This window comes from Pseudoalteromonas maris, from assembly GCF_049257235.1.
Lineage (GTDB): Bacteria > Pseudomonadota > Gammaproteobacteria > Enterobacterales > Alteromonadaceae > Pseudoalteromonas.
In genome coordinates this window covers 244,650-259,198 of sequence record NZ_JBMMUF010000003.1, presented here as the reverse complement: position 1 = coordinate 259,198, position 14,549 = coordinate 244,650, and the positions used below count along the sequence as shown (strand labels likewise).

14 protein-coding genes and 2 tRNA genes are annotated in these 14,549 nt (G+C 45.4%); 8 read left to right on the top strand and 8 right to left on the bottom strand.

Features of this window, described 5'->3' with window-relative positions; all coding sequences use genetic code 11:
* Positions 1–19: 19 nt before the first annotated feature.
* From AAEU32_RS06140 to AAEU32_RS06120, 5 genes are all read right to left on the bottom strand, one after another.
* A complete protein-coding gene (locus AAEU32_RS06140) occupies positions 20–694 on the bottom strand; it encodes a site-specific integrase (protein ID WP_421969645.1) in 675 nt (224 codons plus the stop codon).
* Positions 695–699: 5 nt separating this feature from the next.
* A complete protein-coding gene (locus tag AAEU32_RS06135) occupies positions 700–1,053 on the bottom strand; it encodes a DUF2750 domain-containing protein (RefSeq protein WP_421969644.1) in 354 nt (117 codons plus the stop codon).
* A 4-nt stretch (positions 1,054–1,057) separates the two neighbouring features.
* Positions 1,058–1,630: a glutathione S-transferase family protein gene (locus AAEU32_RS06130; RefSeq protein WP_421969643.1), complete on the bottom strand. Its 573-nt coding sequence runs from the start codon at positions 1,628–1,630 to the stop codon at positions 1,058–1,060.
* An 85-nt stretch (positions 1,631–1,715) separates the two neighbouring features.
* Positions 1,716–1,997, bottom strand: a complete 282-nt coding sequence (locus AAEU32_RS06125) for a peptidylprolyl isomerase (protein WP_421969642.1) — start codon at positions 1,995–1,997, stop codon at positions 1,716–1,718.
* A gap of 85 nt (positions 1,998–2,082) precedes the next feature.
* Positions 2,083–2,628 (bottom strand): glutathione peroxidase, encoded by a 546-nt coding sequence (locus tag AAEU32_RS06120; RefSeq protein ID WP_421969641.1) that lies wholly within the window; start codon positions 2,626–2,628, stop codon positions 2,083–2,085.
* 79 nt (positions 2,629–2,707) lie between these two features.
* Between AAEU32_RS06120 and AAEU32_RS06115 the strand changes: the two genes are divergently transcribed.
* Positions 2,708–3,193 carry a GNAT family N-acetyltransferase gene (locus AAEU32_RS06115; RefSeq protein WP_421969640.1) on the top strand — a complete coding sequence of 162 codons (486 nt, stop codon included), beginning with the start codon at positions 2,708–2,710 and terminating at the stop codon, positions 3,191–3,193.
* Positions 3,194–3,195: 2 nt separating this feature from the next.
* Here AAEU32_RS06115 and asd read toward each other — a convergent pair whose 3' ends face one another.
* Together asd and rsgA are read right to left on the bottom strand one after the other, a co-directional pair.
* Positions 3,196–4,062 carry an archaetidylserine decarboxylase gene (asd, locus tag AAEU32_RS06110; protein ID WP_421969639.1) on the bottom strand — a complete coding sequence of 289 codons (867 nt, stop codon included), beginning with the start codon at positions 4,060–4,062 and terminating at the stop codon, positions 3,196–3,198.
* 73 nt (positions 4,063–4,135) lie between these two features.
* Positions 4,136–5,194, bottom strand: coding sequence for a small ribosomal subunit biogenesis GTPase RsgA (gene rsgA / locus AAEU32_RS06105; protein WP_421969638.1), 1,059 nt, complete (start codon positions 5,192–5,194; stop codon positions 4,136–4,138).
* A gap of 118 nt (positions 5,195–5,312) precedes the next feature.
* On the opposite strand from rsgA, the gene orn reads away from it, so the two are divergent.
* The 6 genes from orn (at position 5,313) to AAEU32_RS06075 (ending at position 11,855) form a co-directional block, all read left to right on the top strand.
* Positions 5,313–5,858: an oligoribonuclease gene (orn, locus tag AAEU32_RS06100; protein WP_421969637.1), complete on the top strand. Its 546-nt coding sequence runs from the start codon at positions 5,313–5,315 to the stop codon at positions 5,856–5,858.
* Between the two features lie 261 nt (positions 5,859–6,119).
* Positions 6,120–6,195, top strand: a tRNA-Gly gene (locus tag AAEU32_RS06095).
* Positions 6,196–6,328: 133 nt separating this feature from the next.
* Positions 6,329–6,404, top strand: a tRNA-Gly gene (locus AAEU32_RS06090).
* 140 nt (positions 6,405–6,544) lie between these two features.
* Positions 6,545–8,659 carry a methyl-accepting chemotaxis protein gene (locus AAEU32_RS06085; RefSeq protein ID WP_421969636.1) on the top strand — a complete coding sequence of 705 codons (2,115 nt, stop codon included), beginning with the start codon at positions 6,545–6,547 and terminating at the stop codon, positions 8,657–8,659.
* A gap of 45 nt (positions 8,660–8,704) precedes the next feature.
* On the top strand, positions 8,705–10,675 hold the full coding sequence (locus AAEU32_RS06080; RefSeq protein ID WP_421969635.1) for an ATP-binding protein: 1,971 nt from the start codon (positions 8,705–8,707) through the stop codon (positions 10,673–10,675).
* Positions 10,676–10,730: 55 nt separating this feature from the next.
* Positions 10,731–11,855: a response regulator gene (locus AAEU32_RS06075; RefSeq protein WP_421969634.1), complete on the top strand. Its 1,125-nt coding sequence runs from the start codon at positions 10,731–10,733 to the stop codon at positions 11,853–11,855.
* Between the two features lie 10 nt (positions 11,856–11,865).
* On the opposite strand, the gene queG is transcribed toward AAEU32_RS06075, so the two are convergent.
* Complete coding sequence (gene queG, locus AAEU32_RS06070) at positions 11,866–13,044, bottom strand: tRNA epoxyqueuosine(34) reductase QueG (RefSeq protein WP_421969633.1); 1,179 nt, start codon at positions 13,042–13,044, stop codon at positions 11,866–11,868.
* A 12-nt stretch (positions 13,045–13,056) separates the two neighbouring features.
* On the opposite strand from queG, the gene AAEU32_RS06065 reads away from it, so the two are divergent.
* Positions 13,057–14,544, top strand: coding sequence for an NAD(P)H-hydrate dehydratase (locus AAEU32_RS06065; RefSeq protein ID WP_421969632.1), 1,488 nt, complete (start codon positions 13,057–13,059; stop codon positions 14,542–14,544).
* The last annotated feature ends 5 nt before the right edge of the window (positions 14,545–14,549 follow it).

Here is a 14,549-nt window from a genome sequence, read left to right as displayed (position 1 = left end):
CAGGGCGCGTTACAGGCGCTTAATGGCGGGTAATAAAACGCTGCCAATGCGCTTGAGGATTAACAACCCGCACACCTTTGACTATTTTTTGCAGCAGACGTAAGTCTTCATAACAATCGTGCGGGTAATCTTTTAGTCCAAGCAAATAATAGAACCCGGGTTTGGCGTTCAATTGCATAGCACTTATGCGAATAGACTGCTCAAAATTAAGGCGCAGACTGCTCAGAGCTGTCTTGTGACCGTGTTGGTCGACGGTGGGCAGCTGGCACTTTTGCATATACCCCGCGCGCTCACCTTCTCCAGAGAACCAAATGCGTGCCTTCTCGCTGTACCTACCTGATTTAGAAGGTAAGTCAAACAGCAGGCGAGAGTGTGAATGTGCTTGTAGATACGCAAGGTAATCATTTAGGCCGACATTGAACAAATGCGGATGGATGGGAATTTTTCGGGCTTTAATTTTGCCGTGCGTATGAAGGTGAAAATAAGATACCGTAGAGCTTATATCGATATCACCTAGCTCTATGGAGGCCAATTCATCACTAAATCCACCTGTGTAGTATGCCAGCATTGGTAACCAAAAGTGCCAATGCTTGGGCTGTTCACGAGGTAGCTTTTCATCGCCATAAATATACCCAGAAAATAGAGTATGTAGTTCCATTGCAGAAAATGGGCGACGGCCTAAATGAGATTTCACAGGAACTAGTCAGTAAATGCACTAATCAATGATTTTGCACAGAGCTCAGTACATACTTGCTGATCCCAATTAATGCCAACCATGACATCATCCTCTATCAGCTGTGGCGCGAAGTCTTCAATGACATCGATTAATGGCATGCTGATAGGCTCAAAGTCTTGCCAATCACCTACGCATTGTTGTTGAGCTAATTCTTGGCTATGCCAAAGCAGCAACACATCTTGCTGGTCATCATAGGCAGAACTCACCGATGCGAGGCCGCCATCATCAGAGGCGAGAAGCCACACTTGTTTGCTCTTTTCTACATTCTCGCAAAAAAGGTCCCATTGTGATTCGATTTCAATGTCGTGTTGGTTCATGGTGTTATCCTTGTCGAGGGTCAGTGTGTTGTGCCCATGGTGTTTGCTGGTAGTGCTGGTGGAATACCGCCAGAGCTGGGTAAGGCGTTAAATCTTCTAACTCTCTAAATAATAGCCAATCCACCAAACAGAATAAGCTGATGAGTACATATTCGTTCTGCATGCTCTCAACTTGCTGATTTAAAGCACTGAGGCATTGAGCGATGCGTTGCTTTTGTAAATCGAAGAATAAGCGTTGTTCTGACGTATCAAAACCTGAACGTGCACAAATCAGCAGCTCGACTGCTGAGTCGTTAGCAGCATTGATGGTGGTGAGTTGATTACGCTCATCCCAACCCAAAGGTGCAATGTTATGCTTTTGGCACAGATAGTCAAAGACGACATTTGAGTCCAGTACCACTTGTTCACCATCCACTAAAAAAGGGATTTTGGCGACAGGGCTCAAAGACAATAGTTTTTTGCGACCTTCTGCAGAGAAAATATCGATGTGTTCGTAGGTAACATTTAGATTTTGTTGCATACACATCATGCGAAGACGACGTGCAAAAGGAGAAGTGTCAGAACCATACAGTTGCATTGCTAAACCCGCCAATGATTGAAGCTTGATTAGAGTGCTTCAAAATAACAGGGTTTGCTGGCAATGCAACTGAAATTTAAAGGAATTAATCTGTTCGGCTTGTGACTTCCAAAAGGTGGTAGCCGAATTGAGTTTGCACAGGGCCTTGGACAACGTTTAAAGGCGCAGAGAAGACGACTTTATCAAACTCTGGAACCATCATTCCCGGGCCAAATTCACCCAACGCGCCGCCGTCTTGTGAGCTGGGGCACATTGAATGGCGTTGCGCCAATTCGGCGAAGTCAGCGCCTTGTTCTATTTGTTCTTTGAGGTCGAGGCACAGGGCCTCGTTGTCTACCAGTATGTGTCTAGCACTCGCTAATGACATGCCGTTACTCCATTTTGTAGTTGATTTAATTGGGGTTTTATCAACCCCAAGGTAATAGTTAAGTGTAGCCAACTATTCGTCGATGTCATTGCAGAGACTTTTCAATTGCCGCAATCATCTCATCTGATAGAGGCTTAGTGCGGCTGTTAAAGCGCGTTACCTGTGTTCTGTCTTTCGAAACCAGATATTTATAAAAATTCCAGTTCGGTGAGCTGGTTTGATCATTTAAGAATTGAAACACGGGGTGAGCGTCGTCGCCACGCACACTGGTGGGCGCGAGCATGGTAAAGGTTACGCCGTAGTTGATATAGCAGACTTTGGCGGTGTCTTGTTCTTCATCTTCTTCTTGAAAAAAATCATCCGATGGAAAGCCTAATACGACCAAGCCTTGGTCTTTGTATTTTTGATGTAACTCTTCTAGCTCTTTGAACTGCGGAGTGAAGCCACAATTACTTGCTGTGTTGACAATTAACAGCGGAGAGTCTTTGAAAGCGCACAAGTTAACAGTGTCATTCGAGCGCAATTTTCTGACATCGACATTAGTAAAGTCGTCACATTGTTGTGTCGCCGAGGCACTCCCCACGTAGAGGCCACTCAGTAGAGTCAGGGTAGGGATAATTGCTTTAATCATAGTTACTCTCAATTTAATTGTGTTGTGTGATCATTACGTTATTATCACCTCAAGTGATCAACGTGTATTTTAGCCAGATATGTTCGAAAAAGCCTGCTTAGATGATTTACCCAGCATTGTTGCCATTTACAACCAAACTATTGCTGGGCGTATGGTAACAGCAGACACTGATCCGGTGAGTGTTGAGTCTCGTCGCGAATGGTTTTTAAGTCATTCACCTGCGCGTCCAATTTATGTTTACAAAGAACAAGGAAAGATTGTTGGCTGGCTTAGTTTTAAGTCTTTCTATGGTCGTCCTGCTTATGATCAGACGGTAGAAATAGCGATTTACTTGTGTGAGTCGGTACGCGGCAGAGGGCTGGGTAAGTTATGTTTGCAGTTTGCTCAGGAGCAAGCACAAGCACTCAATATATCTACTTTATTAGCGTTTATCTTTAGTCACAACACTCCGAGTATGAAATTGTTTGAGCGAGGTGGGTTTGTGCGCTGGGGAGAATTGCCGAACGTGGCGATAATGGATGGCAAGCATTATAGCTTAACCATCCTCGGTAAATCTTTGGGCTGAGCCTATTTCGTTTTTTTAGCGAATGGTGTGCCCATACGTGTTACTTTTTCTGGCACTTGTGTTTCAAGGAAGTCAGCCTGATCAGCGCCCCATGCAAGCACCACCGTTGATCCAAGTTTAAAGCGACCCATTTCTTCACCTTTTTTGAGGTGGATTGCTTTATCGCCAGAGTCAGGGTAGTTCCAACTAAATACATCTTTACCAGCAGGTGGTGTCACGGTACCGGCCCAAATGGTTTCAATGCTGGCGACAATCGTTGCCCCTACCAGAACCATAGCTAATGGGCCCATTTGTGTGTCAAAAATAGCGACCACGCGCTCATTGCGGGCGAACAGGTTGGGGACATTTTGTGCTGTCAGCGGGTTCACTGAAAATAAGTCACCGGGCACGTAAATCATGCGTTTGAGCGTACCATCTACAGGCATGTGAATACGGTGATAATCTTTTGGCGCTAAATAAATTGTGGCGAATTTACCACCGAGGAAAGGTTCTGCGTCCTCGGCTTTACCACCAAGCAATGCCTCCAAGCTGTAATAGTGACCTTTTGCTTGCACAAGCTGGCCATCAACGATGTCGCCTAATTGGCTAATTGCGCCATCAACGGGATGAGCAACAATATTTTCATCTTCAGCCAGTGGGCGAATTCCTGGTTTTAGAGGACGAGTGAAAAACTCATTGAACGTTTGATAATGCTCTGGCGCTTCGTGCAGCGCTTCGCTCATATCAATCTTATATTGCTTAATAAATAGCTTTATAAGCGCAGTTGTGAGCTTGCCTGCTTTTGCTGCAGCAAGTTTGCCTACTAGGCGAGAAATACCGTGTTTTGGCAACGCATATTGAAACGCAATCTTTACTTTATCTAAGTTCACTGTGTCATTCTCAAAATATTTTTACTAATTTTATCAGGAGGTAAGATCGATAGCTACGCTGTTGAGCGAGGCATTACACTCTTGGATTACGAGCACCTGCACGGCCATCGGCCATGGACTCGATGATGCGGTGATAATTATCGAATCGAAACTCTGCAATATCACCGTTCTCTACTGCTTCACGCAGTAAACAGCCTGGATCATCAAGGTGTTTGCAGTCTCTAAATTTGCAGCCACCTAAAAATTGGCGGAACTCTTTAAAGCACCATGCAACGCGCTCTGGTTCAAGATGCCATAATCCAAACTCTCTAATACCCGGAGAGTCAATTAAGTTACCGCCACTTGGTAAGTGATGAAGCCGTGATACGGTGGTGGTATGTTGTCCTAGCCCGCTGTTTGACGAGACCTCTTGAGTTAAGATTTCTGCATTCGGTAGCAGTGTATTGACTAGGCTCGATTTGCCTACGCCGCTTTGACCAACGAAGATACTGTTTTTAGCAACCAGCTTTTGTTTTAGGTTATCCATGCCTTCACCAGAGTGGCTGCTGACTAAATGAATGTCATATCCCAGCGCATGGTATTCACCAAGGACCTCTATGAAAATATCGCGGTCTTCGTCATCAAGCATGTCGACTTTGTTCAAGATCAGCACCGGAGCAATGCCCATGTCTTCGCAGGCGACAATGTAGCGATCGATAATTTGTGTGCTGAATTCAGGCACCACCGCTGAAACCATTAATATTTGGTCGATATTCGCGGCGACTACTTTAACGCCATCATAAAAATCAGGGCGTGTAAGTTGTGAGCGACGCTCTTCAACCAACTCAACGACTCCTGCAATGTCCCCTTCACTGACATTGGCTCGGCGAAAAAGTACCTCATCACCACATACCAAACTACCTACTGTACGGCGGATATTGCAGCGCAATACCTCGCCATCCGGCGTTTCTATATCGGCATGTTGACCAAACCTGCTGACGACTATTCCGGGTTCTTGATTACCTAAATTATCGGAATCAAATTCGACTTGGGTCGTGTCGGCAGTATTTTCTTTAGCACGTTGCAAGCGCTTTTGATGATTAGCTCGAATGCGTCGAGCTTGGCCTTTGGAAAGTTTTGTCTTCTTTGCCACGCGGTCTCTATATTTAGCTGGGTTAAAGCTCTCTAAAAAAGGCTTTAGGTCTATGAGTTAAGCTAATATGATATAACTTATTGCATTAAACCGAAAGTAAAGCAGGGTTGGGGTTGATATGGCGGTGAATGATAAAAATTTAGTGTGGTTAGATTTAGAAATGACTGGCTTGGAGCCTGAACATGATCGGATTTTGGAAATAGCCACAATTGTGACCGACAGCGACTTGAACATCCTAGCACAGGGACCTGTTATCGCGATTCACCAAAGTGATGAATTACTTGATGGTATGGATGAGTGGTGCACTAATCAACACGGTAAATCTGGGCTGACTGATCGTGTTAAGGCAAGTCAAGTCAGTGAGCAGCAGGCAATGGAAGAAACGTTAGCATTTCTAGAACAGTGGGTGCCTAAAGGTGTGTCACCTTTGTGTGGCAATTCAATTGGCCAAGATCGCCGCTTTTTGGTTCGTTATATGCCTGAGCTTGATAACTACTTCCATTATCGCAGCATCGATGTCAGTACGATTAAAGAGCTTGCACGTCGCTGGCAGCCAGAAGTTTTAGCTAAAGTAAAAAAGCAAGGCTCACACCTAGCATTGGATGATATTAAGGATTCGATTATGGAATTGCAGGTTTATCGTACAGAAATCTTTAAAATTTAAAAAAATCCACAAAAAGGGCTTGCAAAGAAGGGGCAATATTGTAGAATCCTGCCCCGCTTAAGACGAACGCATAACGCGTGAATTCTAAGCAGTATATGAAGCGGCACTAGCTCAGCTGCTAAATTGCGAAGCCGCAACCTCAAGGTTGCGACCAGCGATAAAACAAAGAGCAATCTATGAAGCAGCACTAGCTCAGCTGCTAAATTGCGAAGCCGCAACCTCAAGGTTGCGACCCGCGATAAAACAAAGAGCATCTATGAAGCGGCACTAGCTCAGCTGGTAGAGCGCAACCTTGCCAAGGTTGAGGTCACGAGTTCGAACCTCGTGTGCCGCTCCAAACTTTCAAACACCATGCTCGCGTTTGAATTTTATTCAGAGCAATCTATGAAGCGGCACTAGCTCAGCTGCTAAATTGCAAAGCCGCAACCCAAAGGTTGCGACCAGCGATAAAACAAAGAGCAATCTATGAAGCGGCACTAGCTCAGCTGGTAGAGCGCAACCTTGCCAAGGTTGAGGTCACGAGTTCGAACCTCGTGTGCCGCTCCAAACTCTCTTGTTCACCTTCTCATCTTTACCCGAAATCATCGAACTTTTTTCATTCAATCCACTGATTTGGTTATTTTTCTACCTATTTCGTACCGCTAAGCTAAGCTTTATCTAAATATTCATTTTCAAGGTTTGGGGAAATGCGCGATCAGGCATTAGCGAAAAAGTTACTTGCGGCAAGTTTTGGCGCAATGGTTCTTGTGGTGACTTTACTCATTGGAATTTTGTGGTGGCAGTTACAAGCAAGTAATGAGGAGGCGATTGATCAGGCAAATGCCCTAATCACTACAGAAGTTGAGCAGAAGCTTCTTGCTAAAGCAGGATTGGATGGTGAAAAAATTCTAGGCCTTATCAATGAGGCATATCGCATTCCGTACAGTATGTCTGGCATCTTAGGGCAAACAAAAAGTAACCCGCTCGCACGAGATGATATAGAAGCAATAAATCGTGCCGTATTGAGCAAAAATACCATTGTTTCGTCTATCTATTCTCAATTTGAAGACAACGCCTACGATGGCGCGGATCAAGAGTTTCTGAGTGGTTATAAACACTCAGTGCCAGGGCATGGATCGCTGGAAATCTATATGGTTCGTAATGCTGATGGCAGTGTTGAGCAACAAATTGTGGAAGATGCACAAGAGAAGTACGCAGACACAAAAAATGAGATGGGAATACGTGAGGCAGAGTGGTACTTGTGTGCCAAAGACACACGCACTCCGTGTTTGATGGAGCCCTATCTTTACGAGATATCGCCGGGCAACTCAGAAATGATGACTTCTTTGACTGCACCTATATTGTCGCAAGGACAGTTTATCGGTGTAGCAGGTATTGATCTTAACCTTCCTATTTTTCAAAAAGTGACTGAGGAACTTTCGGCTGGCTTGTATCAAGGCAATGCAAAAGTATCGCTAATAAGTACCCGCGGCTTAATTGTTGGTAGTAGTCATTATAAGGAGCAATTGGGCAAGCCTATTGCTGACGTTGTGGATTCAGATGTATTGGAGGCTATCAACAACGCGCAACAAGCAAGTGTGAGTCAATCAAATGGCCACTTTATTGTGAGTTACCCATTGAACGTGAAGCTTGCGTCTTCCACTTGGAAGTTGGTGATGGAGGTGCCTGCAGGTTTGGCTATGGCCGGAGCCACTCAGCTGAATAATGATCTGGTTGATAACGCCAATGCTCTGAAAGTTGTTCTCATTACAGTAGCAGCGGTTGTGCTTGTTGGAGCAATGGCAATGATGTACTTGCTAACTCGTACCATAGTTAAACCCATTGACCAAATTAGGCTGAGAATGGAAAACCTAGCCAGTGCTGAGGGGGATTTGACACAAACCCTTCATGTTGACACGCACGCGGAGCTCATTGCTCTGGGCAATGGCTTTAATGCCTTTATCAATAAGTTACGAGCGTTAATTGCGCAGCTAAAAGCGTTGTCGGCACAAACTATGGAGCAAGCTAACAGTGCTTCTGAAGTAGCTGTGCACACTCAAGAAAATGTTGAACGTCAGTTCAGTGAAATCGAAAGTGTGGTCACGGCAATGAATGAAATGAGCTCAACTGCGCTCGAGGTAGCTAGAGCGTCTGAACAATCTGCTGTGCAAGCCGAAGAAATTAATGAACTGGTGAAACACAGTGAGCAGAGTTTGTCGCAAGCGGTGGACCAAGTGCAAACCATGTCCACTGAAATTAACGATGCGAATGAAGCCGTTGAAAAGGTTGCTTCACGTAGTAATGACATTAATCAGATTCTGGATGTGATACGAACTATCGCGGAACAAACCAATTTACTCGCTCTTAATGCTGCCATTGAGGCAGCACGCGCGGGAGAGCAAGGTCGAGGCTTTGCTGTGGTTGCTGACGAAGTACGCGCTCTTGCTTCCAAAACCCGAGCATCTACGGATGATATCAGTGCTTTGATCACGCGATTGCAACAAGAAGTTGCAAGTGCCTCGGGGATCATCGAACAGGGGGTGTCTCGCGCTGGTGAAGCAGTAGCACAAACTTCAAGTGCTTTTGAAGCACTGCATGAAGTGGTTGGTAAGGTGAATGAAATAACCAATCAAGTAACGCACATCGCAACGGCGGCAGAGGAGCAAAGCTCTGTGACCGAAGAAATTAATCGCAACCTGACAATGATCTCAGATGCAGCGTCGCACCTTGCTGATTTGGCGCAGCAGACTGGTTCAGGTTCGAGGGAGTTGATCGAATTGGTTCAAGAGCAAGATGCGCAATTAAGTAAGCTTAAAACGTAATAATAACAATAGCGTAAGAAGTTTATCAGGAACGACTAGGTTATTATGAACAAACGACAAGTAATCATTATTGACGCTAATAGCATTCTAGCTATGCGCGTCAAGGTACTGCTAGAGCTGCTTGAATGTGATGTGAAGTTGACGCATTTCTCACAATTGCCTGAGCCTATTGAGCTGGGGTTTGCGGATATGTATATCCTTGCCCATGGTATCCCTTTACAAATAGCGCAGCAGTTAAAGGTTGAATTAGATGGTGCGAATTTAGCTTTGCTTGCACCAAAAGCCGATCAAGGTGATGTATTTAAGAACTTTTCTGAGCTAAATAAGCTATTCTTCAATGCTCAAGTTATTTACCCATTCTTTGAAAATAAAGAAATAAGCTCGCTTTTTGAGAGTGCTCTAGAAATTGATGGGCCTCAGTCGATTTCGTTACCCACTGTGGTGCTTGCAGGTGATGTGGATGCCAGTGATAGCATAAAAGATTGGTTAGAGGGGGCGCATATCAAAGTGATTCGTGCCCACTCAATGGTTGAAGTGTTATCCATCGACCCTAAGCAGCAAGTCGATATTTTAATTACGTATTATTGTGTCAACGAAGACAGTGGTAGCGATATTTTCCAGCAGTTACGTCGTCTTCGCCCTCACTGTCGGTGTATTTTGTTAGCCAAAGACAGCCAAAAATCAGAGTTGTTAGAGGCGATACGCATCGGTATAGAAAGCGTTATAGAGCTGCCTGCTGATCATAATATGTTACTTCAAGCCGTGCACAAATTATGGCAAACAGAGCTGCTAAAGCGGCACAATGCGCAGCTTGTTGAGCGCCTGCAAGACACTGTGGACGCGCTGATAGAAAAAGACAGTTTGCTGCGCGTGATATTTCGAAATACGCCCGATGCGGTCATTATTTTTGGTCGCAATGGGTCTATTATCGACGCCAATGATGCAGCTTTGCAGTTACTGAATATCGAGGCGAAAGACGTCAACGGCATTTCGATATTCAACTTTTTAAGCCCGCAATCCAAAGATGAGTTAACGAATACGATTGCCACTCGAGCAAGTTTGAATTATCACAGTTGTGAGCTTGAAGTGCACACGGCGCAACAGGGCCAAATTGCTATGGTGGCGTCTTTCAGTGAAGTTGATTATCACGGTTCTGTGGCGTATGCCGTTATTTTGAAAAACATTACCGTGCTTAAAGAAAAGCAGGCAGTGCTAGAAGAAGCGCGCTCAGAATTAGAGGAGCGGGTGAAAGAGCGCACAAAAGAGCTTGAACAAGCAAAAGATGCTGCTGAGGCTGCAAATAAGAGTAAGTCCGAATTTTTGGCTAATATGTCCCATGAATTGCGCACTCCCATGCACTCCATTCTCAGCTTTTCTCGATTCGGGCTGGACAAGCTTGAACAGGGCGAAGCACCCATTGATAAGCTCAGCAAATACCTAAGTCGTATTCAATCGAGTGGCACTCGATTGCTATCCTTACTTAATAACCTATTAGATTTATCCAAGTTGGATGTCGGTAAATTTCCTTTTTCGCCACATAAAACCAATGTCCTACAGCTGGTGGAGTCTAGTATTAATGATGTTTCCGGCACGGCCATTGAAAAAGACATAAAATTAGAAGTGAGTTGTGCCGAAGTGGTTCCTGAGATTGAGTGTGATGTTGCCCAAGTCACGCAAATCATGACAAACCTATTGGGTAACGCGCTTAAGTTCAGTCCCCCAGGGAGTGCAATTACCGTTGCGTTAGAGCTCAGTGATGAACACCTTAAGGTGCAAGTTATTGATAATGGAGTTGGCATTCCAGAGGGGGAATTAGAGCATGTGTTTGATAAGTTTTCGCAAAGTAGTCATACCGACCGAGGTGCCGGAGGAACGGGTTTAGGCCTTGCTCTGTGTAGGGAGTTTGTTGCGTTGCATGGCGGTCACATTAGTGCAAAGCAAAACCCACAAGGCGGCACCATAATAGAGATGCAGTTACCTCAAAAACAGTGTGTTGATGATGCTAAAAATCAATGACATGGACGAAAATTGACTATAGTTAAATTAATAAATAAGTATGAAGGGTGTGCACATGACGGTACAAAGAGTACTGGCTGTTGATGATGAAGAATACAACTTAGAAATCATTGAGGAAATCCTTGATGGCGAAGAGTTTGAATTGAAGATGGTTGACAGTGGTCCTGCATGTTTGTCGGTGGTAGGTGAGTTTAAACCAGACGTCATTTTGCTGGATGTAAGTATGCCAGATATGAATGGTTACGACGTCTGCCGACAGCTTAAAGCGAATCCCGAAACCAGCGAGATAGTGGTTATGTTTGTCTCTGCTCGCGGAACCGTAGAAGAGCGCATGGAAGGGTATGCGGTTGGCGCTGAAGACTACATAGTAAAGCCGTTCAGTCACGATGAATTAAAAGCAAAATTGTTGCATTTAAAAAGCTTTATGGAAGAGAGAGAAAACCTGCAACAACAAGTAGATGATGCCACGTCAACTGCCTTTAATGCGATGGCCAATAGCAGTGAAATGGGCGAAATTGTTAATTTTGTCGAGCGTATTGGTGAGATTTGGGATATTGATGAACTCGGTAAGGAGTTAATTCATTGTCTGCAGCGGTTTGCTCTGCAAAGCAACGTTGAGTTGCGAATTGGCAGCGAATGCCGCCATTATGCGCCTTCGGGGACGTGCTCGCCAATTGTGGTTGAGCTATTCGATATGCTCAAGAGTCGCGGGCGTCTGCATGAGTTTTCACAACGTTTGTTGGTGAATTATGAGACCGTTAGTTTATTGATTTTGAATATGCCTGAGGATGAGCCAGAGAAGCATGGGCGCATTCGTGATCACGTATGTTTTTTGGTGAGTGTGACCGAGCAGCAGCTGGGAGCGATTAATACCCGCTTGGCGTTGGAGCAACGGCAACAGCAATTATCAGCAGCCGTAATGAGTATTGAGGAGCGATTTCGATCTTTGATGGCATTAATGGACAATACCCGCTCAGAGAATGAGCAAGTATTTAGGGCGCTGCAAGAAGAGCTTGAAGCGCGCATTCCGATGATGGGTCTTGATGATGACCAAGAAGCCTTTATTTATAAAAAAGTCGATGACACCATTCAAAAATCGGTGGCCAGAGCTGATGCGGTGGAACAAGTTCGCGCTGCGTTTGAACACATTGAGCAAGAATTAGCGAAACTGCTGAAATAAAGACACGCGTTTAGGCGTCCCGTGGTAACCCTTTATGCACAGCGCGAATTAAGCGCTGTGTTTTTTTATCTGGACTGATGGTTTCGCAGGCAATGACTAATTTTTTTTGTTGTTGCTGCGCCAACGCCCACTCAAGGTGCTCTTTGAGCATATCACTGGCACCTTGGAGCTTATCTTCTAGGGCGGTGACAGTATTTTCGCTAAAAGGCGCATTCCCCAGCGCAATAGCAATATTACGCAGCCAACGCTCATGACCAATACGGCGAATTGGGCTGCCCTCAGTGTGCTTGAGGAAAGTGTTCTCATCCCAGCTAAATAAGGTTAATAAGTCTTGGTCCTTTAATTGCTCACGGGCGTGAAAATCTTGCTCTTGAGTGATTTCACCATAGCGGTTCCAAGGGCAAATTAATTGGCAGTCATCACAGCCATAAATTCTATTACCGATTGCCTTGCGAAATTGCTCAGGGATGCTGCCTTTTAGCTCTATAGTGAGATAAGAAATGCATTTTCTAGCATCGACAACAAAAGGCTCAACGATTGCACCCGTAGGGCACATGGTTAGGCAAGCGACACATTTTGCGCAGTCACCATTACTTGCAGAATCCGGCGTGGGCGCATCAACAGGTAAAGGTAAATCGATAAATAACTCACCTAAGAAAAACCAAGAACCTGCTTGCTTATCAATTAGTAAGCTATGCTTACCAATGAAGCCTAGGCCTGCTTTCGCTGCAATTTGTCGTTCTAAAACTGGTGCGGAGTCAACAAAAGGACGATAGCCGAGGCTTTGTTCGAATTGGCTTAGGTAGTGTTCAATGTATTGCCCGAGCTTTTTGATGCGATTACGCATCAGCTTGTGGTAATCACGGCCCAAGGCGTAACGACTTATATAGGCTTTGGTGGTGTCTTTAAGGGTTCTTGCAAACCCCGCATCTGGCGGCAGATAATGCATTTTAAGAGAAATAACGCGTTGCGTGCCGGGCACTAATTCTTCAGGACGTGAGCGCTTGGTCCCATGCTCAGCCATAAAGCTCATCTCGCCATGATAACCAAGCTCAAGCCAACGATTTAATTGAGCTTCATGCTCGCGTAAGTCGATATCGCAAATTGCGGCATCGGCAAAACCGAGCTCTTTGGCCCATTGCTTAATTTTTAAAGCTAGGTCAGGATAATTCAGAGAGTGTTGAGACAAAATAAACAAGCCATGGAACCAAAATACAGCACTAATTTACCACAGCAAGCCTTTACACCCCAACAGTTGAAGGAGAATGAACCGCTTGCAGCTAAACATTGTGGGCTCAGCATGACTGAGCTCATGAGTATCGCTGGCAATACCGTTGCTGATTGGCTTATTGGCCATTATTCGCCGCAGCATCCCGTGTTGATTATCAGCGGGTGTGGTAATAATGCCGGTGATGGTTTCGTGGTGGCTAGCCAGCTAATGGCCGCAGGTTTTGATGTTGAGGTGTGGCCATTGATGAGTGTGTCGCGATTGTCTGGGGATGCGAAGCATATGATGCAAACGTATCAAGACAATAACGGCAAAATGGTTTCTAAGCCGAGCCTCAATCGTTACGACATTATTGTCGATGCGCTGTTTGGCATTGGTTTAGATCGCCCTTTGAGCGACGAACTTAGAGCGGATATAGCGCGCATCAATAACGCCAAAGCAATGCGCATCGCTATTGATGTGCCCAGCGGTGTCAATGCTTTAACGGGGCAGGTGTATGATGATGCATTTGCTGCGCACCACACCATAACCTTTATTGGTTTGAAGCAAGGTTTACTCACAGGGAAAGCAAAGCAGCAATGTGGGCACCTGTGGTTCGCAGGGTTGGGGGTGGATAAAGCATTTGCCCACATCTGCCATACACATACTAAACGCCTAACCTATGACGACATGATGGCGAAGCGAGTGCGACGTACGCCGAGCAGCCACAAAGGCAGTGCGGGACATGTTCTGGTGGTTGCTGGTGGTTTAGGCATGGCGGGCGCAGCGCGCCTGTGTGCTGAAGCAGCTCTGCGCTGTGGAGCCGGGCTTGTGAGTGTGGCAACGCACCCCGATAATGTTAATGCTGTGCTTCAAGGGCGCTATGAGTTGATGGTCCATGGTGTTGTTGATGGCGAGCAACTACAGCCATTGGTAGATAAAGCTGATGTGATTGTTATTGGTCCCGGTTTGGGACAAAGTGATTGGGCGAGAACGCTACTCAAATCAGTGCTTAATCAAGGGCAGCAAAAGCACAAAGTGCTCGATGCAGATGCGCTTAACCTAGTCGCTAAGCAGCAGATGGCACTAACGCGCACGGTGATCACGCCCCACCCAAAAGAAGCCGCGCGACTGCTTAGTTGCACTGTGCAAAATATTGAAAGCAACCGATATGAAGCCGTTAAAACGCTCGCAAAACAGCTTAAAGTGACTGCGTTGTTAAAAGGGCCTGGCACTATTGTTTATCATGAACAAAACACATTTATAAATAGTAGTGGCTCAGAGGTACTAGCGAGTGCGGGTATGGGTGATGTATTATCTGGTATTATTGCATCGTTTTTGGCACAGGGCTTAGATTTGCGAGACGCAACATGTCTTGGTGCCTTTATTCATGGACTAGCTGCTGAACAAGCCGCCAAAGAGGGTGGCAAAGGCTTGCTGGCCAGTGATTTATTTCCAATTTTAAGATCTTTAGTAGGGTAAACATC